At 70.2% G+C, this 26,839-nt stretch carries 29 protein-coding genes, 1 tRNA gene and 1 riboswitch; of the genes, 20 read left to right on the forward strand and 10 right to left on the reverse strand.

Annotated elements, in window-relative coordinates; genetic code table 11:
* The coding region (locus CIB93_RS19950; protein ID WP_107470965.1) for an RDD family protein at positions 1 to 1,182 on the forward strand (1,182 nt) is incomplete at its 5' end.
* 141 nt (positions 1,183 to 1,323) lie between these two features.
* A complete protein-coding gene (locus CIB93_RS19955; RefSeq protein WP_096628564.1) occupies positions 1,324 to 1,977 on the forward strand; it encodes an RDD family protein in 654 nt (217 codons plus the stop codon).
* Between the two features lie 5 nt (positions 1,978 to 1,982).
* Here the strand turns inward: CIB93_RS19955 and CIB93_RS19960 are convergent, their stop codons facing one another.
* Positions 1,983 to 2,327 (reverse strand): hypothetical protein, encoded by a 345-nt coding sequence (locus CIB93_RS19960; protein WP_096628565.1) that lies wholly within the window; start codon positions 2,325 to 2,327, stop codon positions 1,983 to 1,985.
* A 389-nt stretch (positions 2,328 to 2,716) separates the two neighbouring features.
* Here CIB93_RS19960 and CIB93_RS19965 point away from each other — a divergent pair, with 389 nt between their 5' ends.
* Both CIB93_RS19965 and CIB93_RS19970 read left to right on the forward strand, forming a co-directional pair.
* On the forward strand, positions 2,717 to 5,119 hold the full coding sequence (locus CIB93_RS19965; protein ID WP_096628567.1) for an immune inhibitor A domain-containing protein: 2,403 nt from the start codon (positions 2,717 to 2,719) through the stop codon (positions 5,117 to 5,119).
* Between the two features lie 250 nt (positions 5,120 to 5,369).
* A complete protein-coding gene (locus CIB93_RS19970; RefSeq protein ID WP_257002267.1) occupies positions 5,370 to 5,732 on the forward strand; it encodes a hypothetical protein in 363 nt (120 codons plus the stop codon).
* A gap of 55 nt (positions 5,733 to 5,787) precedes the next feature.
* Here the strand turns inward: CIB93_RS19970 and CIB93_RS19975 are convergent, their stop codons facing one another.
* Positions 5,788 to 6,384 (reverse strand): isochorismatase family protein, encoded by a 597-nt coding sequence (locus CIB93_RS19975; protein ID WP_096628570.1) that lies wholly within the window; start codon positions 6,382 to 6,384, stop codon positions 5,788 to 5,790.
* A gap of 262 nt (positions 6,385 to 6,646) precedes the next feature.
* A complete protein-coding gene (locus CIB93_RS19980; RefSeq protein ID WP_096628571.1) occupies positions 6,647 to 7,975 on the reverse strand; it encodes a nicotinate phosphoribosyltransferase in 1,329 nt (442 codons plus the stop codon).
* A gap of 79 nt (positions 7,976 to 8,054) precedes the next feature.
* Between CIB93_RS19980 and clpS the strand changes: the two genes are divergently transcribed.
* From clpS to CIB93_RS20030, 10 genes are all read left to right on the forward strand, one after another.
* Positions 8,055 to 8,372: an ATP-dependent Clp protease adapter ClpS gene (clpS, locus tag CIB93_RS19985; protein ID WP_096628573.1), complete on the forward strand. Its 318-nt coding sequence runs from the start codon at positions 8,055 to 8,057 to the stop codon at positions 8,370 to 8,372.
* A 55-nt stretch (positions 8,373 to 8,427) separates the two neighbouring features.
* Positions 8,428 to 9,039 (forward strand): DUF2017 domain-containing protein, encoded by a 612-nt coding sequence (locus CIB93_RS19990; protein ID WP_096628575.1) that lies wholly within the window; start codon positions 8,428 to 8,430, stop codon positions 9,037 to 9,039.
* Positions 9,040 to 9,361: 322 nt separating this feature from the next.
* Positions 9,362 to 10,807 carry an amino acid permease gene (locus tag CIB93_RS19995; protein ID WP_096628576.1) on the forward strand — a complete coding sequence of 482 codons (1,446 nt, stop codon included), beginning with the start codon at positions 9,362 to 9,364 and terminating at the stop codon, positions 10,805 to 10,807.
* A 147-nt stretch (positions 10,808 to 10,954) separates the two neighbouring features.
* Positions 10,955 to 11,377, forward strand: a complete 423-nt coding sequence (locus CIB93_RS20000) for a Mov34/MPN/PAD-1 family protein (RefSeq protein ID WP_096628578.1) — start codon at positions 10,955 to 10,957, stop codon at positions 11,375 to 11,377.
* 74 nt (positions 11,378 to 11,451) lie between these two features.
* Positions 11,452 to 11,570: riboswitch (cobalamin riboswitch) on the forward strand.
* A 58-nt stretch (positions 11,571 to 11,628) separates the two neighbouring features.
* On the forward strand, positions 11,629 to 12,624 hold the full coding sequence (locus CIB93_RS20005) for an ABC transporter substrate-binding protein (protein ID WP_096628579.1): 996 nt from the start codon (positions 11,629 to 11,631) through the stop codon (positions 12,622 to 12,624).
* A complete protein-coding gene (locus tag CIB93_RS20010; RefSeq protein ID WP_096628581.1) occupies positions 12,621 to 13,661 on the forward strand; it encodes an iron ABC transporter permease in 1,041 nt (346 codons plus the stop codon). The genes CIB93_RS20005 and CIB93_RS20010 overlap by 4 nt, the downstream gene beginning before the upstream one ends.
* 106 nt (positions 13,662 to 13,767) lie before the next feature.
* Positions 13,768 to 14,565 (forward strand): ABC transporter ATP-binding protein, encoded by a 798-nt coding sequence (locus CIB93_RS20015; RefSeq protein WP_096628583.1) that lies wholly within the window; start codon positions 13,768 to 13,770, stop codon positions 14,563 to 14,565.
* 69 nt (positions 14,566 to 14,634) lie between these two features.
* Positions 14,635 to 14,763: a putative leader peptide gene (locus CIB93_RS38955; RefSeq protein ID WP_257002268.1), complete on the forward strand. Its 129-nt coding sequence runs from the start codon at positions 14,635 to 14,637 to the stop codon at positions 14,761 to 14,763.
* A 97-nt stretch (positions 14,764 to 14,860) separates the two neighbouring features.
* A complete protein-coding gene (locus CIB93_RS20025) occupies positions 14,861 to 15,148 on the forward strand; it encodes a MoaD/ThiS family protein (protein WP_073872976.1) in 288 nt (95 codons plus the stop codon).
* A complete protein-coding gene (locus tag CIB93_RS20030) occupies positions 15,148 to 16,098 on the forward strand; it encodes a PLP-dependent cysteine synthase family protein (RefSeq protein WP_096628586.1) in 951 nt (316 codons plus the stop codon). The genes CIB93_RS20025 and CIB93_RS20030 overlap by 1 nt, the downstream gene beginning before the upstream one ends.
* A gap of 130 nt (positions 16,099 to 16,228) precedes the next feature.
* On the opposite strand, the gene CIB93_RS20035 is transcribed toward CIB93_RS20030, so the two are convergent.
* On the reverse strand, positions 16,229 to 16,756 hold the full coding sequence (locus CIB93_RS20035) for a type II toxin-antitoxin system PemK/MazF family toxin (protein ID WP_096628588.1): 528 nt from the start codon (positions 16,754 to 16,756) through the stop codon (positions 16,229 to 16,231).
* A 184-nt stretch (positions 16,757 to 16,940) separates the two neighbouring features.
* On the opposite strand from CIB93_RS20035, the gene CIB93_RS20040 reads away from it, so the two are divergent.
* Together CIB93_RS20040 and CIB93_RS20045 are read left to right on the forward strand one after the other, a co-directional pair.
* On the forward strand, positions 16,941 to 17,693 hold the full coding sequence (locus tag CIB93_RS20040; RefSeq protein ID WP_096628590.1) for an MBL fold metallo-hydrolase: 753 nt from the start codon (positions 16,941 to 16,943) through the stop codon (positions 17,691 to 17,693).
* A 58-nt stretch (positions 17,694 to 17,751) separates the two neighbouring features.
* Entirely contained in the window at positions 17,752 to 18,237 is a 486-nt protein-coding gene (locus tag CIB93_RS20045) for a GNAT family N-acetyltransferase (RefSeq protein ID WP_096628668.1), read from the forward strand.
* Positions 18,238 to 18,324: 87 nt separating this feature from the next.
* On the opposite strand, the gene CIB93_RS20050 is transcribed toward CIB93_RS20045, so the two are convergent.
* Complete coding sequence (locus CIB93_RS20050) at positions 18,325 to 19,590, reverse strand: PTS transporter subunit EIIC (protein WP_096628591.1); 1,266 nt, start codon at positions 19,588 to 19,590, stop codon at positions 18,325 to 18,327.
* A 258-nt stretch (positions 19,591 to 19,848) separates the two neighbouring features.
* Positions 19,849 to 21,108 carry a PTS transporter subunit EIIC gene (locus CIB93_RS20055; protein WP_096628593.1) on the reverse strand — a complete coding sequence of 420 codons (1,260 nt, stop codon included), beginning with the start codon at positions 21,106 to 21,108 and terminating at the stop codon, positions 19,849 to 19,851.
* Positions 21,109 to 21,330: 222 nt separating this feature from the next.
* On the opposite strand from CIB93_RS20055, the gene CIB93_RS20060 reads away from it, so the two are divergent.
* The 4 genes from CIB93_RS20060 to rdgB all read left to right on the forward strand — a co-directional run bounded on the left by CIB93_RS20060 (position 21,331) and on the right by rdgB (position 23,708).
* On the forward strand, positions 21,331 to 21,564 hold the full coding sequence (locus tag CIB93_RS20060) for a glucose PTS transporter subunit EIIB (protein ID WP_096628595.1): 234 nt from the start codon (positions 21,331 to 21,333) through the stop codon (positions 21,562 to 21,564).
* A 218-nt stretch (positions 21,565 to 21,782) separates the two neighbouring features.
* Entirely contained in the window at positions 21,783 to 22,520 is a 738-nt protein-coding gene (rph, locus tag CIB93_RS20065; RefSeq protein ID WP_096628596.1) for a ribonuclease PH, read from the forward strand.
* 121 nt (positions 22,521 to 22,641) lie between these two features.
* A complete protein-coding gene (locus CIB93_RS20070; protein ID WP_096628598.1) occupies positions 22,642 to 23,031 on the forward strand; it encodes a hypothetical protein in 390 nt (129 codons plus the stop codon).
* 74 nt (positions 23,032 to 23,105) lie between these two features.
* Positions 23,106 to 23,708 carry an RdgB/HAM1 family non-canonical purine NTP pyrophosphatase gene (gene rdgB / locus CIB93_RS20075; RefSeq protein WP_096628599.1) on the forward strand — a complete coding sequence of 201 codons (603 nt, stop codon included), beginning with the start codon at positions 23,106 to 23,108 and terminating at the stop codon, positions 23,706 to 23,708.
* Between the two features lie 49 nt (positions 23,709 to 23,757).
* Here the strand turns inward: rdgB and CIB93_RS20080 are convergent.
* The 4 genes from CIB93_RS20080 to proP form a co-directional block, all read right to left on the reverse strand.
* Positions 23,758 to 23,841, reverse strand: a tRNA-Leu gene (locus tag CIB93_RS20080).
* 62 nt (positions 23,842 to 23,903) lie between these two features.
* Positions 23,904 to 24,566 (reverse strand): HNH endonuclease signature motif containing protein, encoded by a 663-nt coding sequence (locus CIB93_RS20085; protein WP_096628601.1) that lies wholly within the window; start codon positions 24,564 to 24,566, stop codon positions 23,904 to 23,906.
* Positions 24,563 to 25,228, reverse strand: coding sequence for an HNH endonuclease signature motif containing protein (locus CIB93_RS20090; protein ID WP_096628602.1), 666 nt, complete (start codon positions 25,226 to 25,228; stop codon positions 24,563 to 24,565). The genes CIB93_RS20085 and CIB93_RS20090 overlap by 4 nt, the downstream gene beginning before the upstream one ends.
* A 111-nt stretch (positions 25,229 to 25,339) precedes the next feature.
* Positions 25,340 to 26,836: a glycine betaine/L-proline transporter ProP gene (gene proP, locus CIB93_RS20095; RefSeq protein WP_096628604.1), complete on the reverse strand. Its 1,497-nt coding sequence runs from the start codon at positions 26,834 to 26,836 to the stop codon at positions 25,340 to 25,342.
* Between the last annotated feature and the right edge of the window lie 3 nt (positions 26,837 to 26,839).

The following is a 26,839-nucleotide window of genomic DNA, read 5'->3' on the forward strand; positions in this document are numbered from 1 at the left end:
GACCCGCGCGGCTCCGTGGCGCAGGACCCGACCGGCGGGGCCCTGCCGGGGATGCGGGACGGCGGCGACCGGGCCCCCGTCCCGGCCGGGTCGCGCCCGCCCACCGAGGGCACCGTCACGATCCGCGCCGTCGGCCGGGGCAGCGAGGCCGGTCCGTCGAACCGGCAAGAGGCGGGGTCCGCCCCCGGCGAGGGCACGATGACGATCCGGGCGCCCGGCGCGGGCGGCCGGTCCACGGCCCCCGGGACCGCACAGCCGGACTCCGGCGCCCCACAGGGCCCGCAGACACCGCAGGCCCCGCAGCCCATTCCGGCGGCCCGGAACGCCCCGGCCGCCCCGACCCCGACGACCTCGCAGGCCCCGACCCCGGCCCCGGCCCCGCCCGCGACACCCCACGGCCCGCTCCAGGGCCCGGTCCAGGTCCCTGCTCCCGCCCCCGCCCCTGCCCCGACGCCGGCCCCGGCCTCGTCCACCGCCCCCGAGCCCGCTCCGGCCGCTCTGCATTCCCCCCTGACCCCCGGGCCCGGCGGCGGATCGGCCTCCTGGGCGCAGCAGGTTCACCAACTGGCCCAGCCCGACCCGCAGCAGGCGCCCCAGCAGCCCCAGCAGTCTCGGAGCCCCGGCGCCGACCAGCAGCCCGTCGTGCCCTGGAAACCGCCGGTCGACGACCCCTTCCAGCAGCTCGCCCGCTCGCAGGCCTCGGCCCGGCCCGCCGGTCTCGGCAAGCGCCTCGCGGCCCGGCTGGTCGACAACCTCGTGCTCGGCGCGGCCGTCGGGGCGGTGGCCCTGCCGCTGACCGCGCAGGCGCTCGATCACATCGACCGGAAGATCACCGCGGCGGAGCGGACAGGAGAGACCGTCACCGTCTGGCTGCTGGACGCCACCACCGGGGCGCTGCTGGGTGCCGTGCTCGGCGCGTTCCTGCTCCTCGGCTTCCTCCTGGAGGCGCTGCCCACCGCCAAGTGGGGCCGGACGCTGGGCAAGAAGCTCTTCGGGCTCGACGTACGGGACATCGAGTCCCACGACACGCCCTCGCTGGGCGCGGCCCTGCGCCGCTGGCTCGTCTACGGCGTGCTGGGCGTCCTCGCCCTCGGGGTGGTCAATGTGCTCTGGTGCCTGTTCGACCGCCCCTGGCGCCAGTGCTGGCACGACAAGGCGGCCCGCACCTTCGTCGCCGGCTGACAGGCTGACCGGCTGACCGCGTTCCGGAAGAGCGTGGCCGGGCGGGCGGCGGCAAACCTGTTTAGACTCGTATGCCGCTGTGCGTCCCCCGAACGCACCTGAGCCGTTGCGGGCCCCCGTGGGGCGGGATGCACTGCCCCCATGAGCAACGACCAGCCGACGCCCGGCCAGCCGCCCGAGGACGACGATCCGTTCCTCAAGAAGCCGCAGGAGCCCCCGCCGCCGTCCGACGGTCAGCCGTACGGCAGTACACCGCCCCCTCCGCCGCCCCCGCCGCCGAACGACCCGTACGGCAGCGGCGGCGGCTTCGGGGCGCCCGACCCGCTGGCCGGAATGCCGCCACTGGCCGAGCCCGGCAAGCGCATCCTGGCGCGGCTCATCGACTTCCTCATCATCTCGATCCCGCTGTATCTGATCTCGCTGCCGTGGGGCGGCGCGGTCGACGTCGACGGGGGCGGGGACAGCGGGTTCAACGCCGCTTACACCGGCCAGCAGTTGGTGTGGTCGCTCATCGGTCTGGTGGTGTACGTCGCGTACGACACGTACTTCACGCACAAGGACGGCCGCACCGTGGGCAAGCGGCTGCTGAAGCTGCGGGTCGCGATGCTCAGCGACGGGCGGGTGCCCGACACGAACGCCGCGCTGACGCGGGCCGTCGTGCTGTGGGCCCCGGCGCTGCTGTGCTGCCCGTGCCTGTGGTGGCTGATCAACATCGTGCTGATGTTCACCGACAAGCCCTATCGGCAGGGACTCCAGGACAAGGCGGCCAAGACCGTCGTGGTCGTCGTCCCCTAGGGTGCTCAGCGGCGCAGCGAGTGCTCACCCGCCCGTGCGGACGTGGAGGCGGACGCGGACGGGGGGGCGGACGCGGACGGGGGGGCGGGCGGACGGGCCGCCGGGACCCGCTCCCGCGCTCCGACTTCCTCCAGGGCCCGGTGTGTACGGGTGGCGGCAGCGGTCGGTGCGGCGCTCTTTGTCGCGGCGGGCAGGGTCAGGGCCGCCAGCAGGCCGAGCACCAGTGAGGCCGTGCCGATGGCGGCCACGCCGACGCCCGACTCCGTACGGAACAGGAGCAGCAGGGCGAGGGCGGTGACGACGACGGTGGCCGAACCGTAGGCGAACTGAGCGGCAGTCGGACGCGGCATGGCGGTTTCCGTCCTCGGGACGTCGGATGGGCGGGCGGTCGACGCGGTCGCGGTGTCGAGCGACCCTACGACGGTGGATGCCCGAGCCGGACCAGCGGTAAGCGTGACCTAACCCACGGTACTGGTGCACAGGGGGCGCACGGAGTCACGTCCCGGCCAACCGGACTGTCCGGCGCGCCTGTTGACGACGGTGCTCATTCCTGGTGAGTTATTTGCCGTCCGCATACCGGAATGGCCGTCCTGCATAGTGCACTTGGCCTGTTCAAGTCAAGGTCTGTCTTTTCTCTCATAACTTCGATCGAATGTCGTCACTTGTGACGCGTTTACGCGGGCGGCCCTCTCCATACCCCCCTGGCCGCTGCGCGGACGCCCGGGGAGGACTGCATCAAGTGACCAATCAGAGACGCGCGCTTCGCGCCGCTGCTGTTGTCGTGGCCATGGCCGCGACTGCGGCGACGGCGTCGACCTTCGCCACCGCCCAGGCGCATGAGACCACGTCGGGCTCCGCCGCCCCCATCGTCGACCGCCAGGACCCGGCGCCGGCGAAGGGGCATGTGGAGCACAACCTGGAAGGCCCCTTCAGCGAACAGCAGGCGGCCCAGCGCGAGGCCGCGCTGGAGGAGGTGCTGTCCGGGGACAAGAAGGTGTCGAACCGGGGCGGCTCCAAGGTCGTCAAGCTCGACAACAAGAAGTACGTGGAGCTCGGCCGGGAGAAGACCGACAAGATCTTCACCATCCTGCTGGAGTTCGGCGACAAGGTCGACGACACCACGATGTACGACCCGGACGGCGACGGCCCCAAGCCGCCGGTGAAGAAGTACGGCGGCGCCCCCGGCCCGGCGCACAACGAGATCGCCGAGCCGGACCCGGAGAAGGACAACAGCACCGCCTGGAAGGCCGATTACAACCGGGAGCACTTCCAGAAGCTCTACTTCGGCGAGGGCAAGGGCGTCCACTCGCTCAAGACCTACTACGAGAAGGCCTCCTCGGGCCGCTACTCGGTCGAGGGCGAGGTCTCCGACTGGGTGAAGGTCGAGTACAACGAGGCCCGCTACGGCTCCAACTACTGCGGCCAGTCCAACTGCGCCAACGTCTGGGACGCGGTGCGCGACGGCGTGAACGCCTGGGTCGCCGACCAGCAGGCCAAGGGCCGTACCGACGCCGAGATCAAGGCGAACCTGGCCGAGTACGACCAGTGGGACCGCTACGACCACGACGGCGACGGCAACTTCAACGAGCCCGACGGCTACATCGACCACTTCCAGCTGGTCCACGCCGGTGAGGACGAGTCGGCCGGCGGCGGCGCCGAGGGCACCAACGCCATCTGGGCGCACCGCTGGTACGCGTACGGCACCAACGCCGGTTCGACCGGCCCGGAGTACAACAAGGCCGGTGGCGCCCAGATCGGCGACACGGGCATCTGGGTCGGCGACTACACCGTCCAGCCCGAGAACGGCGGCCTCGGCGTCTTCGCCCACGAGTACGCCCACGACCTCGGTCTGCCGGACCTGTACGACACCTCCGGCGGCGGCGAGAACTCGGTCGGCTTCTGGTCCCTGATGTCGGCGGGCTCCTGGCTCGGCACCGGCGACGGCGAGATCGGCAACCTGCCGGGCGACATGACCTCCTGGGACAAGCTCCAGCTGGGCTGGCTCGACTACGACACGGCCAAGGCGGGCAAGACCTCGCTGCACAAGCTGGGCGTCTCGGCGTACAACACCAAGAACCCGCAGGCGCTCGTCGTCGAGCTGCCGGAGAAGGCCGTCACCACCACCGTCGTCAAGCCCGCCGAGGGTGCGAAGCAGTGGTGGAGCGACATGGGCGACGACCTGTCGAACACCCTGACCCGCTCGGTGGACCTGACCGGCAAGTCCAAGGCCACGCTGGACCTTTCGGGCTGGTACGACATCGAGGCCGACTACGACTACCTCTACACCGAGGTGTCCGACAACGGCGGCAGCAGCTGGACCGCGCTCGACGGCACCGCCGACGGCAAGGCCCTCCCGCGCGACGCCAGTGACAAGCCCGCCCTGACCGACGTCTCGGGCGACCACAAGGAGCTCTCCTTCTCCCTGGACGCCTACGCGGGCAAGAAGATCGACCTCCGCTTCCGCTACCAGACGGACGGCGGCGTGAGCGGCAAGGGCTTCACGGCCGACGAGATCACCATCACGGCCGACGGCGCCACGCTCTTCTCGGACAACGCCGAGGGCGACGACAACGGCTGGACGTCGAAGGGCTTCTCGCGGATCGGCGAGTCGTTCACGGCGGACTACCCGCAGTACTACATCGCGGAGAACCGGCAGTACGTCAGTTACGACGAGACCCTCAAGGTCGGCCCGTACAACTTCGGTTTCTCCGCCACCCGCCCCAGCTGGGTCGAGCACTACGCGTACCAGACCGGTCTGCTGATCTGGCTGTGGGACACCTCGCAGAAGGACAACAACACCTCGGTCCACCCGGGCCAGGGTCTGATCCTGCCGATCGACTCGCACGCCAAGCCGCTGAAGTGGAAGGACGGCTCGCTCCTGCGCAACAAGATCCAGCCGTTCGACGCGCCGTTCAGCTGGTACCCGAACAAGGGCTTCACGCTCCACAACGCGGACGTCCCGGTGAGGATCAAGCCCTCGTTCGGCAACCCGGTCTTCGACGACCGCAGGGGCACCTACTGGTACAAGGAGAACCCCACGGGCAGTGTCAAGGTTCCTGACACGAACACCCGCATCTCCATCGTCCACGAGCCGCGCAACGGCTCCACGATGACCGTGCTGGTCAGCCCCTCGGGCCGATAGTCCCGTAAAACCGCAGGTCAAAGCATGATCGGCCGTCGCCCTCTAGCGGGCGGCGGCCGATCGTGTTTAGGTGCGTCTTGTTCACATCCTTATTGACACGGCGTCTCGCGGGGGAGCGTGGAGCATGGCAGGCGGAGGTTTCTGCAGGTTGCCGAACGGCACGGTGGTGGTGGCCCTCACCCTCACCAGGCCGACGGAGGGAACGGCATCCCGCGCCGGTACGGGAGCGGGGCCCGGGGCCCCCGTACGGGTGCTGGTGCACGCGGCGAACCGGGCGCGCGCCCTGACCAGGCTGCGCAATCTGGGGCTGCGGGCGGTCTATCTGCGCGGGAACGACCGGCCGCCGACGCCGGACGAGGTCACGGCGGTGCTGCACCACCCGGACGGCCTGCTGTGGCGGGGCGTACCCCAGGCGGATGCCTCCGGGCGGCCGGACGCCTCAGGGCGAGCGGACACCTCCGGGCGGCCGGGCGGCCTGGTGCCCCGGTCGCCGCACCTGCCGCAGTCGTCCCACCCGCCGCAGTCGTCCCAGTCGTGCCAGGAGCTGTGGCACCCGATCAGAGCCCTGCTGGGGCCCTCCGGGCACGCCGGACCGGCCCGCCCCGCCGCCTGAGGGCTGTCCGGAAGGCGCTGGAGGGGGCGCGTGGTGGCAGGGGGGCCTGCGGGCCTTACGGGACCTGGGCGACGACCGGGGTGCCCGAGAGCTTCACCCCGGCGGTGCGAAGCTCCTCCAGGGCGCGTTCCGTGGTCGCTCCGGAGACGCCCGCGGTCAGGCCGAGCAGCACATGCGTGACGAAGCCCTCGCGGGCGGCGTCCAGCGCGGTGGCCCGGACGCAGTGGTCGGTGGCGATGCCGACCACGTCCACTTCGGTCACCTCGTGCTCGCGCAGCCACTGGGCGAGACCGGTGCCGTTCTCGTCGGAGCCCTCGAAGCCGCTGTAGGCGGCCGAATAGGCGCCCTTGTCGAACACGGTGTCGATCGCGCCGGAGGCGACGGCGGGCGCGAAGTTCGGGTGGAAGCCCACGCCCTCCGTACCGGCCACGCAGTGCACCGGCCAGGAGTGCTCGAAGTCCGGGGTGGCCGAGAAGTGGTCCCCGGGGTCGATGTGGTGGTCGCGGGTGGCCACCACATGGCGGTAGCCGGGCTGGGCGTCGCCGATCAGGTCGGTGATGGCGGCGGCGACGTCGGCACCGCCCGCCACCGCGAGGCTGCCGCCCTCGCAGAAGTCGTTCTGAACGTCCACGACGATCAATGCGCGGTGCATGGCGGGTGTCCTTCGGTGGGGGAGGGAGCGGGATGTCTCACGGGCGGATCGAGTGGTTCGAGTGGTTCGAGTGGATCGGTGGTGGTGGCTCGGGGTGACCGGCCGACGGGGTGTCTGGGAGTTCGAGCCCGGGGAACGGAGTGCCTGGGAGTTCGAGCCTAGGGACTGGAACCTCACAATCAAGCCCGTCCACCAAACCCCGGGGCGGAACGAGACGGTCCGGGTGCCGGGGCGCCCCTCGCCGGGCCGCCCCGGACCGCCCTCAGACGTACTCGGTCGGGATCACCGGCTCGCCCCGCGACAGCTGGATCGCCGACATCGGCAGCCCCGCGCGCGCGGCCACATGCCGCTCCCGGGCCGCGTCCAGCGGTTCGCGGGCGACCACCTCGCCGCCCCGTACCAGCTCCACCAGCAGCTGCCGGTCGGCCAGCTCCGCCGGGACCGGTCCGGTGCCGACCACCTCGGCCTCGGCGACTCCGTGCTCGTCCGGCCGGCGCGCCGCCCACTTGCGCCCGCCGACCGACGACTTCGCGCCCAGCGACTTCTTGGCCACCGGCCGCAGCGGCTCGGCCGGGTCCGCCGAACCGGCGCGGGCGACCAGCTTGTAGACCATGGAGCACGTGGGGTGCCCGCTCCCGGTGACCAGCTGGGTGCCGACCCCGTACGCGTCCACCGGCGCGGCGGCCAGCGAGGCGATCGCGTACTCGTCCAGGTCCGAGGTCACCACGATCTTGGTGTCCGTCGCCCCCAGCTCGTCCAGCTGCTGCCGCACCCGGTGCGCGACCAGCAGCAGGTCCCCGGAGTCGATCCGTACGGCTCCGAGCTCCGGCCCCGCGATCTCCACCGCCGCGCGGACCGCCTCGGTCACGTCGTAGGTGTCGACCAGCAGCGTCGTGCCCCGGCCCAGCGAGTCCACCTGCGCCAGGAACGCGTCGCGCTCGGTGTCGTGGAGGAGGGTGAAGGCGTGCGCGCTCGTGCCGACGGTCGGGATCGCGTAGCGGAAGCCCGCCGCCAGGTCGGAGGTGGCGTCGAAGCCGCCGACGTACGCCGCGCGGGCCGAGGCGACGGCCGACAGCTCGTGCGTCCGCCGCGCGCCCATCTCGATCAGCCGGCGGCCTCCGGCGGCCGCCGACATCCGCGAGGCGGCTGCGGCGATGGCGGAGTCGTGGTTGAGGATGGAGAGGATCACCGTCTCCAGCAGCACGCACTCGGCGAAGCTGCCCTCGACCCGCAGGATCGGCGAGCCCGGGAAGTAGACCTCGCCCTCCGGGTAGCCCCAGATGTCACCGGTGAAGCGGTAGTCCGCCAGCCACTGGAGGGTCGGCTCGTCGACGATCCCCTGCTGGCGCAGGAAGCCGATGATCTCGTCGTCGAAGTGGAAGTTCTCCACCGCGTCCAGCACCCGCCCGGTGCCCGCCACGACCCCGTAGCGCCGCCCCTCGGGCAGCCGGCGGGTGAACGCCTCGAAGACCGCGTGCCGGTCGGCGGTGCCGGCCTTGAGGGCCGCCTGCACCATGGTCAGCTCGTACTGGTCGGTGAAGAGCGCGGTCGACGGAACGCCGACCCGTCGCCCGAGGTCCGCTGAGTTCATGGCTGGGATGCTACCCCCTATTCGTCAGAGTGACGAGATGTGGGGTCCGTTTGTGCGCGGGGGCCTCCCGAGTGGCAGCATGGGACAAGTGAGCGTTGCTACCCCCGTAGAGATCGAACGTCCCGATTCGGCAGAGGAGACCTTCGCGGTCCCCGAGCCGGACGTCCCGTGGGTGACGCTCGTCCACAATGACCCGGTCAACCTCATGAGCTACGTGACCTACGTCTTCCAGGCCTACTTCGGCTACTCCAAGGACAAGGCCCACCGGCTCATGCTCGACGTGCACCAGAAGGGCCGCGCCGTCGTCTCCAGCGGAAGCCGCGAGGAGATGGAGCGTGACGTCCAGGCCATGCACGGCTACGGGCTGTGGGCCACCCTCACCCAGGACCGCAACTAGCGCCCGCGCGCACCGCCGTACCCCCCGCCCCGTTCGACCCACCATCGGAGAATCCATGGCCGGCCATTTCGAGGCCACCCCAGGCGGCGGCGCGGCCGTCGCGCTCGACGAGGTCGAGATCTCGATCCTGCGCTCCCTCGCCGTCCAGCTGCTCGAACTGATCGGCCCCGGTGACGAGCCCGCCGAGGGCGAGGACCCGCTCGCCGCCCTCTTCGCCGAGGGGCCGAGCAAGCCGCCCTCCGACCCGGCGCTCGCCCGGCTCTTCCCGGACGCGTACGGGGGGCCCGACGGGTCCGCCCCGCAGGGCGGGTCCGAGGAGGATCTGCGGGAGCTGTCCGCCGAGTTCCGCCGGTTCACCGAGAACGACCTGCGCTCCCGCAAGCGCGAGGACGCCCTCACCGTCGTCCGCACCCTGGACGGGCTCTCGTCCGCCGGGGACGGCGGCGCCGTGCTCACCCTCACCGGCGACGAGTGCCGCAGCTGGCTCGGCGCCCTCAACGACCTGCGCCTCACCATCGGCACCCGGCTGGAGGTCTCCGACGAGGACGAGGGGCAGGAGGGGTCGCTCTACCGGCTCCCCGACAGCGACCCGCGCAAGCCCATGGTGATGGCCTATCTCTGGCTGGGCGCGCTCCAGGAAACGCTTGTCGAGACGCTGATGCCGTAGCCGTCCCGCGCCGACCGGCGAGGCGGGTCCGTTCGCTCAACGGACGCTCAGATCCGGGTAATGATCCCCCCAAGTCATAAGCGTTGTTCGTGGCGGATGAGGTTTCTTGTCCGCTTTTATCTGTGGAGTGCGCCACAGAATGTCCCAGGGTGTCCTGTGGCGGCCGTGATAGATCTTCACGACCGCCCGGCGACGCCACCCCTGTCTCCGGGGGCGCTAATGCCGGCCGAACGCCGGCGGCACTCCATCCATATCCGGGGGGATCAGGACCTGGTCCGCAGCCTGCACGGCGCGGATCGGCGTGGAGAAAGGCGCACCACACATGACATCGGCGCAGGTCGACGAGGGACAGGTCGACAAGGGTCGGCCCGGCGGTGACGCCGGGGACGCCGGGACCGGTGGCGAGGGATACCAGCGGGGTCTGGGAGCTCGTCAGATTCAGATGATCGCCATCGGCGGGGCGATCGGCACCGGACTCTTCCTCGGTGCGGGCAAGGCCATCGACCGGGCCGGGCCCAGCCTCATCCTGGCCTATGTCCTCGCCGGGCTCGTCATCTTCTTCATCATGCGGGCACTGGGCGAACTCCTCATGTACCGCCCGGTGTCCGGTTCCTTCTCCGAGTACGCCCGGGAATTCCTCGGCCCGTTCTTCGGATTCGTGACCGGCTGGACCTACTGGCTCTTCTGGGTCGTCACCGGAATCACCGAAGTCACCGCCGCGGCCACCTATATGACGTACTGGTGGAACATTCCCCAGTGGCTGTCCGCCCTGGTCTTCACCGTCATTCTGTACGGCGCCAACCTGATCTCCGTGAAGCTCTTCGGTGAGCTGGAGTTCTGGTTCTCCATGGTCAAGGTCACCGCGATCGTCGGCATGATCCTCATCTGCGCCGGCGTCCTGACGGTCGGTTTCTCGGACGCGGGTGACACCGCGACCGTGGCCAACCTCTGGAACGACGGCGGATTCTTCCCCAACGGCATCGGCGGCATGCTGATGACGCTCCAGATCGTCATGTTCGCCTTCCTCGCCGTCGAGCTCGTCGGCGTCACCGCCGGGGAGTCCAAGGACCCCGAGACCGTGCTGCCCAAGGCCATCAACACCGTGCCGTGGCGCATCGCCGTCTTCTACGTCGGCGCCCTCATCATGATCCTGTCGGTCGTGCCGTGGTCCACCTTCAAGCCCGGTGTCTCGCCGTTCGTGAAGGCCTTCGAGGAGATGGGGCTCGGCATCGGCGCCGCCATCGTCAACTTCGTCGTCCTCACCGCGGCGCTCTCCTCCTGCAACTCCGGCATGTACTCCACCGGCCGCATGCTCCGCGACCTCGCCCTCAACGGCCAGGGCCCCCGGGCCTTCACCAGGCTGACGAGGAACGGCCTGCCGCTCGTGGGCACCACGTTCTCCGCCGCCCTGATGCTCGTCGGCGTGTGGATCAACTACCAGTGGCCCGGCGAGGCGTTCAACTACGTCGTCTCCTTCGCCACCATCTCCGGTATGTGGGCCTGGATCATGATCCTGCTCAGCCAGATCCGCTACCGCCGCATGGCCGACGCGGGCATGCTGCCGCAGTCCTCGTTCAAGGCCCCCGGAGCCCCGTACAGCAGCTGGTTCGCGCTCTGCTTCATCGGGTTCGTCATCGTGATGATGGCCGTCGACAAGGACGCCAGGATCTCGCTCTACTGCGCACCGCTGTGGGCCCTCGTCCTCTTCGTCTCCTACCGGATGCTCCAGGCGCGCAACCCGGAGAACGCCTCCTTCGCCAAGCGCTGACCCGAGGGCGGACCCGGCGGCCACCGGGTCCACGACCACCCTCCTCCCGGACGCCGTCGTCCGCCCCCACGACCGACGGTGTCCAGCATGCGGGCCCCTGCGTACCACCCTCCGGTACGCGGGGGCCCGCCGTCCTATCCTGGCGCCATGCTGACCATCACCCAGACGCTCTACGACCAGATCGTCGCCCACTCCCGTGCCGACCACCCCGACGAGGCGTGCGGAGTCGTCGCGGGCCCGGCCGGGACGGACCGCCCCGAGCGCTTCGTCCCGATGCTCAACGCCGCCCGCTCGCCCACGTTCTACGAGTTCGACTCCGGCGACCTCCTCAAGCTCTACCGCGAGATGGACGACCGCGACGAGGAGCCCGTGATCGTCTACCACTCGCACACGGCGACCGAGGCCTACCCCTCCCGCACCGATGTGACGTACGCCAACGAGCCCGGCGCGCACTACGTCCTGGTCTCCACCGCCGACACCGACGGCGCGGGCCCCTTCCAGTTCCGCTCGTACCGCATCGTGGACGGCGAGATCACCGAGGAGGACGTGCAGGTCGTCGAGGCGTACTGAACCCCGGGCAGATCGCAGGGCCGTCGCACGGGTCTGGCACACTGCACCCCAGACCCGACCACAAAGGCAGCAGGAACCAGGAAGCCGGTGCGATTCCGGCACGGTCCCGCCACTGTGACCGGGCCCCCTCCCACGCGGACGACTCCCCAGCGGACGACTTCGCACCGGAGGGCGGCCCGGAAGCCAGGAACTGGCCCGCCGCCTTCCCGCATCGACCAGGGGACGCGGAAATCCCCCGGAGAGGCCCTGCCATGTCCCGGCGCACCCCCGCGCTCATAGCCGCCGCCGTGCTGCTCCCGCTCGCCCTCACCGCCTGCTCCTCCTCGGACGGCGACAACGCCACCGGGGACAAGGCCTCGGAGAAGAGCGACGGCTTCCCGTACACCGTCACCAACTGCGGTGTCACCACCACCTTCAAGGCCCCGCCGAAGCGCGTGGTCACCATGAACCAGCACGTCACCGAGATCATGCTGGAACTGGGCCTGGCCAAGTCCCTCGTCGGCACCGCCTACCTCGACGACAAGGTCCTGCCGAAGTACGAGAAGGACTACGCCTCCGTACCGGTCCTCGCCAAGAAGTACCCCTCCTACGAGCAGGTCCTCGCAGCCAACCCCGACTTCGTCTACGGCGGCTACGGCAGCGCCTTCACCGCGGGCGACGGCCGCGGCCGCGAGGCGTTCAAGAAGTCCGGCATCGAGACCCGGCTCAACACCGAGAGCTGCGCCGAGGCCGACACTCCGATGGAGACCCTCTACGAGGAGGTCCGCGAGGTCGGCCGCACTTTCGGCGTCCCCGACCGCGCCGAGGCCTGGGTCAAGCAGGCCAAGGCCTACAACGCGGCCACCGCCGAGAAGCTCAAGGACGTCAAGCCGCTCCCCGTCTTCGTCTACGACAGCGGCGACAAGACCGCGTTCACCGCGGGCGGCAAGGGCATCGGCAACGAGCTGATCAAGCGGGCAGGCGGCACCAACGTCTTCGCCGACCTGGACAAGCCCTTCGGGGACGCCTCCTGGGAGAACGTCGTCGCCCGCAAGCCCGAGGTCATCGTGATCTACAACTACGGCTCCACCACCGTCGAGCAGAAGATGAAGCGCCTCCTCACCGACCCGGCCCTCGCCGACGTCCCCGCCGTCAAGAACAAGCGCTTCGCGGTCATGCCGCTCTCCGACGCGGTCCTCGGCGTCCGCGTCCCCGCCGCCGTCGAGAAGCTCGCGGCCCAGCTCCACCCGGCGGCCACCACCTCGTGACCTGCCGCACCCCCGCACCGCGGCGGCTGCTGCGCTACACCCTGGTGCTCGGCGTACTCGCCGTGCTCCTGGCCGTCGCCGTGCTCGCCGCCCTCGCCCTCGGCTCCGTCCGCATCCCGCCCGGCCAGGTGCTCGACATCCTGACCGGGCGGGCGGAGGCGAGCCCGTTCCGCACGATCGTCCTGGACGTGCGGCTGCCCCGGGTCCTGCTCGGTATCGTCGTCGGCGCCGGACTCGCCGTCATCGGCACCGTCCTCCAGGCCCTCGTACGCAACCAGCTGGCCGACCCGTTCCTCCTCGGCGTCTCCTCCGGGGCCTCCACCGGCGCGGTCCTGGTGATCGTCCTCGGTATCGGCGCCGCCCTCGCCACCACCGTCACGATCCCCGCCGCCGCGTTCGCCGGCGCGCTGCTCTCGCTGCTGCTCGTCTACACCCTGGCGCGCGGCGGGGGCGGCCTCACCACCAACCGGCTCGTCCTCGCCGGGGTCGCCGTCTCCTACATCCTGTCCGCCCTGACCAGCCTGATCCTGGTCACCTCCGCCCGCGCCGACCACCTCCAAGAGGTCCTCTACTGGACCCTCGGCGGACTCGGCGCGGCCCGCTGGGACATGCTCGCGCTCCCCACGGTCACCCTGGTCATCGGCACCGCCGTGCTCCTCACCCTGGCCCGCCCGCTCGACCTGCTCCTGGTGGGGGAGGAGGGCGCGACCGTGCTCGGCCTGGACACCGCCCGCTTCCGGGCCGCCGTCTTCGTCCTCGCCTCCCTCATGACCGGGGTGCTGGTCGCGTACAGCGGGGCGATCGGCTTCGTGGGCCTGATGGTCCCGCACATGGCCCGGATGGCGGTGGGCGCCTCGCACCGCGCGCTGCTCCCGGTGGCCGCGCTCGGCGGGGCGGTGTTCCTGGTCCTGGCGGACCTGGCCGCCCGGACGCTCGCGGCCCCGCAGGACATCCCGGTCGGCGTGCTCACGGCCCTCACGGGCGGCCCGTTCTTCCTGTGGATGCTGCGGCGCAGACCCGAGGGAGCGCCCGCATGAGCTCTTCCCGCCGGGAGTGCCCGCATGAGCCCCTTTCCACTGGGAGTGCCCGCATGAGCCCCTGCCCCCGTTTCTCCTTCGCCCGTCCCTTCGCCGGAGCCCGCCCGTGACCACCCTGCGCACCGAGCGCCTCTCGTACGGGACCGGCGAAGGCCGCCACCTCGTCGACGCCGTCGACCTCACCGCCGCCGACGGCGAGACCGTCGGCCTCGTCGGCCCCAACGGCAGCGGCAAGACCACCCTCCTGCGCTGCGTCTACGGCACCCTGCGCCCCACCCACGGCAGGGTCCTCCTGGACGGCGACGACCTCGCCGCCCTCCCCGTGAAGGCCCGCGCCCGGCGCATCGCCACCGTCCCGCAGGAGAGCCACGCGGGCTTCGAGCTCACCGTCGGCCAGGTCGTCGCGATGGGCCGCGCCCCGCACAGGCGGTTCTGGGAGGCGGACACCGCCGCCGACACCGCCCTGGTCACCGAGGCCCTCGCCCGGGTGGGGATCGCCGCGCTCGAATCCCGAACGTTCGCCTCCCTCTCCGGCGGCGAACGCCAGCGCGCCCTGGTCGCCCGCGCCCTGGTCCAGCAGCCCTCCCTCGTCGTCCTGGACGAGCCGACCAACCACCTGGACATCCGCTACCAGCTGGAGATCCTCTCCCTGGTCCGCGAGCTCGGCACCACCAACCTCCTGGCCCTGCACGACCTCAACCTCGCCGCGTACTACTGCGACCGCATCTACGTACTCAAGGACGGCCGCGTCGTCGCCTCCGGCACCCCCGAGGAGGTCCTCACGACGGAGCTGCTGGGCGAGGTGTACGGCGTCGCCGCCGAGGTCAGCACCCACCCGAAGACGGGCGCACCCACGGTCGTCTACCTCCCGCAGGACCACACCAGCCGGCGTGAGTCCGCATAATGGTCGCTCACCATCCACCATGTGAGATCACACTCGGGTTTCCGGACCGGGAATCGATACGATGCCCGCATGGTTCCCCATGACGTGAGCAACAGGACGCCGGGCACGCTGCTCGTCGCGCGGCTGCACGTCGACCTGTGCAGGCTCGCCAGCGCGATCTGTCCCGCCCGAAGCCTGCCCGTGAGCCGCCCGGCCTGAGCCGCGGTCCGCGCGCCCACCCACGTACCACCCCCCTGCGCGGGGGCATAAACGCGCGCCCCACGCCACCTCTCCGCTTTCGACAGGAGCCCACGCCATGGCCATCGAGGTCCGCATTCCGACCATCCTCCGCACCTACACCGACGGCGCGAAGGCCGTCGAAGGCAACGGGGACACCCTCGCCGACCTCTTCGCCGACCTGGAGAGCCGCCACACCGGCATCCGTGAGCGACTCGTCGACGGTGCGAACGGCGAACAGCTCCGCCGCTTCGTGAACGTCTACCTCAACGACGAGGACGTCCGCTTCCTGGACGGCATCTCCACCAAGCTCAGCGACGGCGACAACGTCACGATCCTCCCGGCCGTCGCCGGCGGCATGCGCTGATGCGGTACGACTCCCCGCTGGCGGCCGTGGGGAACACCCCCCTCGTCCGCCTCCCGCGGCTGTCCCCGTCCGAGGACGTCCGCATCTGGGCCAAGCTGGAGGACCGCAACCCCACCGGCTCGATCAAGGACCGCCCGGCGCTCCACATGGTCGAACAGGCCGAGAGGGACGGCCGGCTGACGCCCGGCTGCACCATCCTGGAGCCCACCAGCGGCAACACCGGCATCTCGCTCGCCATGGCGGCCAAGCTCAAGGGCTACCGCATCGTGTGCGTCATGCCGGAGAACACCTCGCAGGAGCGGCGCGACCTGCTCGCCATGTGGGGCGCCGAGATCATCTCCTCCCCGGCCGCGGGCGGCTCCAACACCGCCGTGCGCGTCGCGAAGGAACTCAGCGCCGAGCACCCGGACTGGGTGATGCTCTACCAGTACGGCAACCCGGACAACGCGGGCGCCCACTACGCCACCACCGGCCCGGAGATCCTCACCGACCTCCCGTCCATCACCCACTTCGTCGCGGGCCTCGGCACCACCGGCACTCTCATGGGCGTCGGCCGCTACCTCCGCGAGAACCGCCCCGGTATCCGGATCGTCGCCGCCGAACCGCGCTACGACGACCTGGTCTACGGTCTCCGCAACCTCGACGAGGGCTTCGTCCCCGAGCTCTACGACGCCTCGGTCCTCACCACCCGCTTCTCCGTGGGCTCCGCCGACGCGGTCACCCGCACCCGCGAACTCCTCCAGCAGGAGGGCATCTTCGCGGGCGTCTCCACCGGAGCCGCACTCCACGCGGCGATCGGCGTGGGCAAGAAGGCGGTCAAGGCGGGGGAGAGCGCCGACATCGCCTTCGTCGTGGCGGACGGCGGCTGGAAGTACCTGTCGACGGGCGTCTACACGGCCGAGACGACGGAAGCGGCGATCGAAACGCTCCAGGGCCAGCTCTGGGCGTAGGCCGCAGGTCAAGCCCGTCCGGCGTTCGAGGACGTCCTTCCAGGCCGTCCGGCGTTCGAGGGCGCCTTTCAGCCTCTCCGGCGCTTGAGGAGCGGGGTCCTGGGCAGAGCACCGAAAAGGGCCCCGCCCCTCACCCCGCCCCCAGCCCCCGCACCCGCTCCCAAAGCTCCGCGTCCACCGCGCCCACCCTCCGCCGGAACCCGGCGATCGGCACCTCCCGCAGCTCATCCGTCTCCAGAAAGCTCCGCCGCCCCCGCGCATCCCCCACCGTCCCCGCGGGCAGCGCGATCACCCCGGGCCGCTCCTCGTGATGCTTGCTGGTGATCTTGGCGACGAGTGCCGTACGCCTCCGCCCCCGGCCCCGTACGGAGAGGACCAGGCACGGCCGGTCCTTGGACCCGGGCCCGTCCTCGTACGGCACATCGGCCCACCACACCTCACCCGCCCGCGGCGTACGCCCGTCCCCGCGCCCCACCGGGCCCGACGGCCCCGAAGGCCCCGAAGGCTTCCCGGGCGGCCGGGTCCGAGCCGTCGCCCCCGGCTGCCGGGGCCGCCGCGTGCGGGGCCCGCGGTCCGAGCGCCCCCGCCCGTCCACCACGGCCGCGACGAGCGCGAGCAGGACCACGGCGACCAGCGCCACCCACCAGAACGTGTCCATCCCCCGACCGTACCGGCGGGCCCGCTTCCATCGAACCGGTGACAGAGCAGGTGAGTTCCCCCACAACGGCAGGCAGCGAAGGAGCGACGCGGAGTTTCGCGCCTTACGCTCGACGAACCGCAAAACGTTCCCGCAGAACTCGCACGAACCCTCCCCGTTCCCACGTATCGGAGGTTCACGCTCCATGAAGCTCACCGTCGTCGGCTGCTCCGGCTCGTTCCCGTCCACGGGTTCGGCATGTTCGAGCTACCTCGTAGAGGCCGACGGCTTCCGGCTGCTCCTCGACATGGGCAACGGCGCCCTCGGCGAGTTGCAGCGCCACGTCGGTCTCTACGACCTCGACGCGATCTTCCTCAGCCACCTCCACGCCGACCACTGCATCGACATGTGCGCGTACTTCGTCGTGCGCTACTACCGCCACGACGGCGCCCGCCCCGTCCCCCTTCCGGTCTACGGCCCCGAGGGAACCGAGCAGCGGCTGACCGCCGCCCACGGCGACACCCCCTCGGACCGGGCGATGAGCGAGGTCTTCGACTTCCACACCCTGAAGTCCGGGTCCTTCGAGATCGGGCCCTTCTCGGTCCGCACGGAGAAGCTCTGCCACCCCGTCGACACCTTCGGCATCCGGATCGAGCACGGCGGCTCCACCCTCGCCTACTCCGGCGACACGGGGACCTGCGGGGCGCTGGAAGACCTGGCCCGGGACGTGGACCTGTTCCTGTGCGAGGCATCGTTCGTCGACGGCAAGGAGGACATCCCCGACCTGCACCTCAACGGCCGCGAGGCAGGCGAGGCGGCCACCCGCGCCGACGCCCGTCGGCTCGTCCTCACCCACATCCCCCCGTGGACCGACGCCGACCGTAACCTCGCCGACGCCCGCGCCGCCTACCCGGGCCCGGTCGAACTGGCCGTACCGGGCGCGGTGTACGAGCTCTGAGCCCCGGCGCCCGGAATCCGCGGCAGGCCCGGGCCCGCTCTGCGAGACTGCCCGCGTGATCACCATCAGACCCGCCCGCGAAGCCGACCTCGCCGGCTTCCTGACCCTCGCGTCCCAGGTCGAGCACTGGTTCGGGCCGATGGTGGCGGAACCGGGCTTCCACCGGGCGGTGGACGACCACATCCGTGACGGGGCGGCCCTGATCGCCGAGTCCGCCACCGCACCCGGCATCCTCGGCGGCCTCCTGCTCGGCGCCGCCCCGCCCGCGTACCACGTGCACTGGCTCGTCACCTCCGAGCACTGCCGGGGCGCGGGCGTGGGCCGCCTGCTGATGGCCGAGGCGCTCCGCCGGTACGTCACCGGGCCCGGGACCGTCGAAGTGGTCACTTTCGGGCCCGACCACCCCGGGGCCGTGGACAGCGGGGCCCGCGTCTTCTACGAGAAGCTCGGCTTCGAGCCCGGCGAGCCGACCGACCCCGGCCCGGAGGGCGGCTCCCGCCAGATCTACCGCCTGCCCGTGCCCCTGCCCGTACGCCAGGTGTGAGGCGACCGTACGGCAGGTACGACGAAGCCCCCGCCCCGAAAGAGATCTTCGGGAAGCGGGGGCTTCGTCGTACGGGCGTGGCGGAGGCTACTTCGCCTCGGCCTTCTGCAGCTCGGCGAGCTCCTCGTCCGACTCCCGGCCCGGGGTCGGGAGGTTGAACTTGATGATCGCGAAGCGGAAGACCACGTAGTAGATCACCGCGAAGCAGAGGCCGACCAGGACCAGCATCCAGGGCTTCGACGCGATGCCCAGGTTCAGCAGGAAGTCGACCAGACCGGCCGAGAAGCCGAAGCCGTCCTTCATGCCGAGCGCCCAGGTCAGGGCCATCGACACACCGGTCAGCACCGCGTGGATCGCGTACAGCACCGGGGCGATGAACATGAACGTGAACTCGATCGGCTCGGTCACACCGGTGACGAACGAGGTCAGCGCGAGGGAGAACATCATGCCGCCGACGACCTTGCGGCGCTCCGGGCGGGCGCAGTGGACGATCGCGAGGCAGGCCGCCGGAAGGGCGAACATCATGATCGGGAAGAAGCCGGTCATGAACTGTCCGGCCGACGGGTCGCCCTCCAGGAACCGGGCGATGTCGCCGTGCTTGCCGTTGTACTCGCCCGCCTGGAACCACGGGAAGGAGTTCAGCAGGTGGTGCATGCCGACCGGGATCAGCGCACGGTTGGCGACACCGAAGATGCCCGCGCCGACCGCGCCGGAGCCGACGAGCCACTCGCCGAAGTTGTGCAGGCCTGCGCCGAGGACCGGCCAGATCAGACCGAAGACGATACCGACGACGAGGCCCGCGAAGGCAGAGAGGATCGGGACCAGACGGCGGCCGCTGAAGAAGCCCGCCCAGTCGGGCAGCTTCGTCCGGTAGAACTTCTGGTAGAGCAGGGCCACGATGATGCCCATCACGACACCGCCGAGGACACCGGCGTTGACGGGCGCGTCGTTCATCACGATCTTGCCGTCGACGACGCTGGCGACCTGCGGCAGGTTGCTGTCCGTGAAGGTGGCGAGCACGTTCTTGAAGACCAGGTAGCCCGTGACGGCCGCCAGGGCGGTGGAGCCGTCCGACTTCTTCGCGAAGCCGATCGCGATGCCGACGGCGAACAGCAGCGCCATGTTGTCGAGGAGTGCGCCGCCGCCCGCGGCCATGTAGCCGGCGAGCTTCGTTATGAAGGCCGGGAACGAGTCGCGGCCCAGCATGTCTTCATTGCCGAGGCGGACCAGGAGCGCGGCGGCCGGCAGCACGGCGACCGGCAGCATGAGGCTGCGGCCGATGCGCTGCATGACGGCCATCACGCCGGCGCCCTTCTTCTTCTCGGCCGCGGGTGCGGTCTCAGCCGTGGTCATCAACTTCCTCCATGGGGCACAGTGCCGCCCAGGTCATCGATGCGGGGAGGCGGCGACTCGACAGACGCGGCAGACTGCCGTGGTCTGGACCACTCAGTGGTGTAGACCAGTTTTAGCACGGTGAGGGTTAGATAAGGAACCTGCAATTCCCCCTTGATTCGCAGTAGCAGATCCAGCACGTTCGGTGACATGCCGAAGGCCCCCGGACCAGCTGGTCCGAGGGCCTTCGGCGGCCGGGGGCAAAGCCCCGGTGTACTGCTACTTCGTCAGATCCCTCTCGATCTCCTTCTCGATCTCCTCCGGTTCGCGCCCCGGAGTCTTGAGGTCGAACTTGGTGATCGCGAAGCGGAAGACCACGTAGTAGATCACCGCGAAGCACGCGCCGATCGGGATGATCAGCCATGGTTTCGTATCGAGATGCCAGTTGACGACGTAGTCGATCAACCCTGCCGAGAAGCTGAACCCCGCATGCACCCCCAGCAGCCAGGTGATGCCCATCGAGGCTCCGGTGAGCACCGCGTGCACGCCGTACAGCAGCGGCGCGACGAACATGAACGAGAACTCGATCGGCTCGGTCACCCCCGTCACGAACGAGGTCAGCGCCACCGACACCATCAGACCCCCCACTTCCTTACGGCGCTCCGGCCGTGCGGTGTGGGTGATGGCCAGGGCGGCGGCGGGCAGACCGAACATCATGATCGGGAAGAAGCCCGAGGTGAACTGCCCGGCCGACGGGTCCTGGGCGAAGAAGCGGGAGATGTCGCCCTGCACGGTCTGGCCGTCCGCCCCGGTGAACTCGCCCGCCTGGAACCAGAAGAACGTGTTCAGGAACTGGTGCATGCCGACCGGGATCAGCAGCCGGTTCGCGAAGCCGAAGATCGCCGCACCCCACGAGCCGAGGTTGATCAGCCGCTCGGAGAACCAGGTCAGGCCGTCGCCCACCGGCTGCCACAGCAGCCCGAACAGGACGCCGAGGATCACGCAGAGGAACGCCATCAGGATCGGCACCAGGCGCCGCCCGTTGAAGAACCCGAGCCAGTCCACCAGCTTGGTCCGGTGGTAGCGCTGCCAGACGACCGCGGTCAGCAGGCCGATGATGATGCCGCCGAGCACTCCGGGGTTCTGCGGCTCACCCAGGGGCAGATCGTCCGTCACGGTGTCGTCGATCGGGAACGCCCCGAGGACACCCCGGTAGACCAGGAAGCCCACCACGGCCGCCAGTGCGGTGGAGCCGTCCGCCTTCTTCGCGAAGCCGATGGCCACGCCGATGCAGAAGAGCAGGGGGAGGCCGAGCTTGCCGTCCAGGATCGCGGTGCCGCCGTTGAGCAGCACCAGTGACGTCTTTTCCCAGAAGGCCCCGTGCAGATAGGAGGCGAAGAGGTTGCCGAGGCTGACGAGCAGACCCGCCGCCGGGAGGACGGCCACCGGGAGCTGGAGGCTCCGCCCGACCTTCTGGAGGCCCTGGACCGGTCCGTTCCACCATTTTCGCTGCGGTGCCGCAGCGGCGCTCGAACTCATGGGCGTCCTCCCGGAACACATCGCGTTTGGCGGTCGTTGCAAACTGGTGTAGACCAGTTGCGTCACGGTCCGGGCCCCGCCCCGGAGGCAGGGGACCGGTGATCGTCATCTTTGGGGATCGTCCGGTTACCCGCCCGCGAAGTTGGGCCAACCGTGCGTTACCGTGACGAAACGGACCCGCAGCGGGCGGCCGTCTGCGCGCGAAGAACCAGGGAGAAGGACATGGCCACCAAGGCTGAGAAGATCGTCGCCGGGCTCGGCGGTATCGACAACATCGACGAGGTCGAAGGCTGCATCACCCGCCTCCGCACCGAGGTCCACGACCCCAGCAAGGTCGACGAAGCCGCCCTGAAGGCCGCCGGCGCCCACGGCGTCGTCAAGATGGGCACCGCGATCCAGGTCGTCATCGGCACCGACGCCGACCCCATCGCCGCCGACATCGAAGACATGATGTGACCGACTGCTGACCCTCGGCGGCGCACGCCGCCCCGACGGCCGGGCTCCGCATCCCGCAGACCCCGCAGGCCCCGCACCCACGTGACTCGGTGCGGGGCCCGCGCCGTACCGGGCCCCACACACCGGCGCGTCCCCGCTACGGCCGCCGGCGCGTCCCCCGTACGGCCGCCGACCGCACCCGAACGGAGCCACCCGCGTCAGCGGATAAAGTCGGGCCCATGTCTCGCATCGACGGCCGCACCCCCGAACAGCTCCGCCCCGTCACCATCGAACGCGGCTGGAGCAAGCACGCCGAAGGCTCAGTCCTCATCTCCTTCGGCGACACCAAGGTCTTCTGCACCGCCTCCGTCACCGAAGGCGTCCCCCGCTGGCGCAAGGGCAGCGGCGAGGGCTGGGTCACCGCCGAGTACTCCATGCTGCCCCGCTCCACCAACACACGCGGCGACCGCGAAGCCGTACGCGGCAGGATCGGCGGCCGCACCCACGAGATCAGCCGCCTGATCGGCCGCTCCCTGCGCGCCGTCATCGACTACAAGGCCCTCGGCGAGAACACCATCGTCCTGGACTGCGACGTCCTCCAGGCCGACGGCGGCACCCGCACGGCCGCCATCACCGGCGCCTACGTGGCCCTCGCCGACGCCGTCACCTGGGCCCAGGGCAAGAAGATCGTCAAGGCCGGACGCAAGCCCCTCACCGACACCGTCGCCGCCATCAGCGTCGGCATCGTCGACGGCACCCCCCTCCTCGACCTCTGCTATGAGGAGGACATCCGCGCCGAGACCGACATGAACGTCGTCTGCACCGGCGACGGCCGCTTCGTCGAGGTCCAGGGCACCGCGGAGGGCGCGCCCTTCGACCGCAAGGAACTCGGCGCGCTCCTCGACCTCGCCACGGCGGGCTGCGTGGACCTCGCCACGCTCCAGCGCGACGCACTCGCGAGCACGCAGGACGCGTAACGACCCGCCCCCCGGGTAAAGAAGCAACCAAATGCGCACCACAGAGCGTCGTTACGGACACGGACGCACGGGTCGAACCGTGCGTCCGTCCACGTAACGATCCCCGGGGAGGGACCCCACCATGGCTTCGCGCCGCCACCAACGCCTCGTACTCGCCACGGCCGCCACCCTGCTGACGCTGACCACGGCCGTGGGCTGCGCCGGACTCGACAAGGCGCTCGACTGCGTACGCACCGCCGACGCCATCGCCACCAGCGTCGGCAACCTCCAGAACGCCGTCTCCAGCGCCTCCGAGGACATCACCCAGGCAACCGAAGCCCTGGACGACATCGACCGCGAACTCAAGAACCTGAACGACACCACGGACGACGCCGACCTCTCCAAGGCGGTCGACGACCTCCAGGCGGGCGTCACCAACGTGCGCGAGTCCATCGAGAAGGGCGACGCCACCCCCGACATCACCCCGGTGACGGACGCGGCCGCGGAGATCGGCAAGGTCTGCACGCCGTAAAGCGGAGATCGGCAAGGTCTGCACGCCGTAGGGGGAGCGGCCGCGGACCGACGGCGACCGGCGACAATGGGCCCATGACGCGCCTGATCCTCGCCACCCGCAACGCCGGGAAAATCACCGAACTGCACGCCATCCTCGCCGACGCGGGACTCGACCTCGACCTCGTCGGCGCGGACGCGTACCCCGACATCCCCGACGTCAAGGAAACCGGCGTCACCTTCGCCGAGAACGCGCTCCTCAAGGCCCACGCCCTGGCCCGCGCCACCGGCCTCCCCGCCGTCGCCGACGACTCCGGCCTCTGCGTGGACGTCCTCGGCGGCGCCCCAGGCATCTTCTCGGCCCGCTGGTCCGGCACCCACGGCGACGACAAGGCCAACCTGAACCTGCTCCTGGCCCAGCTCGGCGACATCGCGGACACCCACCGCGCCGCCCACTTCGCCTGCGCCGCCGCCCTCGCCCTCCCCGACGGCACGGAACGCGTGGTCGAGGGCCGCCTGAACGGCACCCTGCGCCACGCCCCGTCCGGTACGAACGGCTTCGGCTACGACCCGATCCTCCAGCCTGAGGGCGAGACCCGCACGTGCGCGGAGCTGACGGCGGCGGAGAAGAACTCGATCAGCCACCGCGGCAAGGCGTTCCGGGCGTTGGTGCCGGTGGTGCGGGAGCTGGTGGGGTGAAGCGTGGAGAAGGGGCCGTCCCGATCGGGACGGCCCCTTCTCGTGGGCGTGCGGCCGGTGGGATTCGAACCCACACAGGATTTCTCCCAGATGCCCCTAAAACACCCGCCGATACCAGTTTGGCCACGGCCGCGCAGCAGATCTCAGCTTACTGCCCTCTGCGGAGTGAGCGCGCTGGATATCAGGGAGAGATCCTCAGGCCGGTGCGACCTTGCCACCCCTGCACCAGGTGCGGGTCACCGCGTGGCAGTTCGGGCACAGGAGCCGCAGATTCTCCCTGCGGTCGTCGCTCCAGTCGCCGTTGATGTGATCCACCTCCAGCGTCATGGGCTTGCCCAGCCAGAGGGCCGGGGTCGCGCACTCGGCGCACTCCTCCGCGAGGCCGACTTCCCGCAGTGCCCGCCGTAACAGGGCCGTCTTCGTACGGCGTTTGCCCTCGTTTTTCACCAGGATCTGTTCAGCGGTCCTGAGCGGGGTGGGTCCGGCTTGCCCCCGCTGGTGGCCCTGCCCCAGAAAATGTGCGGTGGAGAGTCCGTCGTCGGCTGTCCACGTGCGTAAGTGCTGTCGTTGGCTTGTGGTGTCCGCCAGGCCCAGCCGCCTGAGGACGTCGGCGATCGAAACGGCAGCGGCGACGGCTTCCGCGAGTTCTGCGGTCGAAGGACGTTCTCCGGCTCTGTGGTGGCCACGGCGGGAGAAGTGGGACACGTCGATCCCGAAATGCTCGAAGCGGGCGAACAGGTAGCGGCTGAGTCTGCCATAGGGGCGGGTGCCCAGAAAGGCGATGACCTCCTGGATGTCGGCGCACCGACGGGCTGCCTCGGCCAACCGCTCCCGTGTATAGCTGTTGCGGGCGCTCACCGGGCTTCACTCCGTGCCGAGGTGCGAAGCCCTTTGCCGCGGCCGCGGCCGCGGTACGTGTCGGTCGTCGAATGGCAGTTGGGGCAGAGGAGCCGAAGGTTCTCCGGCCGGTTGTTCCGCCAGTTGCCGTCGATGTGATCGACCTCAAGTGGCAGAGGCCTCTCCCGCCACCTCCGGCCCGTGTCGCAGAGGGCACACCGTTCCACGGCGCCCAGAGCGATCATGGCCCGCTTGAGCCGCTCGCCGGGTATGCGGCGTGCGAGGTGTTGGCTCTGGTCGACCAGCAGTTCCTCCGGATGCCGACGGCGGATGTCGCCGGTCCTCGGCGGTGCCGAGAAGTGCGATGTGCCGATCCCCAGAGCCTTCACACGGCGGCTGATGTGGGTGTGCTGACCTCCGACCACCTCAAGGCCGAGGCGCCGCAGCACTTCGCACATGTTGGTCGAGGAACCGACCGCCGCTTGCAGGACCTCCTCCGTCCAGCGCACGCTTTCGCTCTCGAAGTGGCGGGTGTCCACGCCGAGCTTTCGCATACGGTCGAGCAGATACCGCCGCGTCGGACTCTTCGGATCCACCCCGAGCTTTGTCAACGCCTCCGAAAGAGTTCGCGACGACGACGCGGCCTCCGCCAGCCGTTCCCGCGTGTACGGGCTCTTCCCCATGCCCCTGCCCCTCCGATTCCGGCCGCACGTTCGCAGCCTCGTACGGAGTAACGAACCGTTTATCAGATGGTTACGTCCGGAATCCGGAGGGCGCACTCAAAGGGAAAGGCCTCAGAACTTCGGCTCCGGCGCCTGCGCCCGCACCAGCGCCGCCGCCTCCTCCTCCGTCTCCACCGACGGCGGGGACCCGATCAGCGGCTTCTGGGCGGTCTCCTTCATGCAGGCCACCGCGATCACCCCGACCAGCGCCGCCGCCATCGCGTAGTACGCGGGCATGAGGTTGGAGCCGGTCCAGCTGATCAGGGCCGTGATCACCAGCGGCGTCGTGCCGCCGAAGAGCGACGCGGAGAGGTTGTAGCCGACCGACAGGGACCCGTAGCGGACGTTCGTCGGGAAGAGGGCCGGCAGCGCCGCCGACATCGTGCCGAGCATGCAGACCAGGGAGAGGCCCAGCAGCAGCATGCCGACCGTGATCGGGAGGATGCCGTCCACCCGGATGAGGAGGAACGCCGGGAGCGAGAGGAGGAGGAAGCCCAGCATCCCGGTCATCAGCAGCGGCTTGCGGCCGAAGTGGTCGGAGGCCCTGCCGATCTGGCTGATGACCGCCATCAGCAGCACCATCACCGCCAGCAGGATCAGCAGCCCGTGGGTCTCGCTGTAGCCGAGCTCGTCGGAGAGGTACGTCGGCATGTACGACAGCAGCATGTAGTCGGTGACGTTGTACGCGCCGACCAGGCAGATGCAGAGGATCAGCGTCCGCCAGTACTGCCGGAAGATCTTGGCCAGGTCGCCCTTGGCCGTCGTCTCGACGCCGTCCGCCGCCTCGCTCGCGTGCGCGGTGCCGCCCTCCAGCTTCTGGAAGGCCGGGGTCTCGTCCAGGCGCAGGCGCAGGTAGAGGCCGACCAGGCCCAGCGGGCCCGCGACGAGGAAGGGGATGCGCCAGCCCCAGGTTTCCATCTGAGCATCGCTCAGAAGGGCGTACAGGGTCGTTACGAGGCCCGCCGCGCAGACGTAGCCCGCCAGGGTGCCGAACTCCAGGAAGCTGCCGAAGAAGCCGCGGCGCTTGTCGGGGGCGTACTCGGCGATGAACGTGGACGCACCGCCGTACTCACCGCCCGTCGAGAAGCCCTGGAGCATCCGGAAGAAGATCAGCAGGACCGCGGCCCAGACCCCGATCGTCCCGTGCGAGGGGATGAGGCCGATGGCGAACGTGCCGACCGCCATCAGGATCATCGTCAGTGCGAGGACCTTCTTGCGGCCGATCTTGTCACCCATCGGGCCGAAGAACATGCCGCCGAGCGGCCGTACGAGGAAGGCCACCGCGAAGGTCGCGAAGGAGGAGAGGAGCTGCGTGGTCTCGTTCCCGGACGGGAAGAACACGTGCCCGATCGTGACGGCCAGGTAGGAGTAGATGCCGAAGTCGAACCACTCCATGGCGTTCCCGAGCGACGCCGCCTTCACGGCCCGCTTGACCGCGGCGTCGTCGGTGACCGTGATGTCCGTCCGGCGCAGCCGCGGATTCCGGCGCTTCCGGATGACCCGGAAGAGCGTGGGGTGGCGTTTGACCGCTGCTGGGTCGGCCGCCTGGTGGGGTTCGGGGGCCGCCATGGC

This window comes from Streptomyces sp. WZ.A104, from assembly GCF_002382885.1.
In the GTDB taxonomy this organism is placed as follows: domain Bacteria; phylum Actinomycetota; class Actinomycetes; order Streptomycetales; family Streptomycetaceae; genus Streptomyces.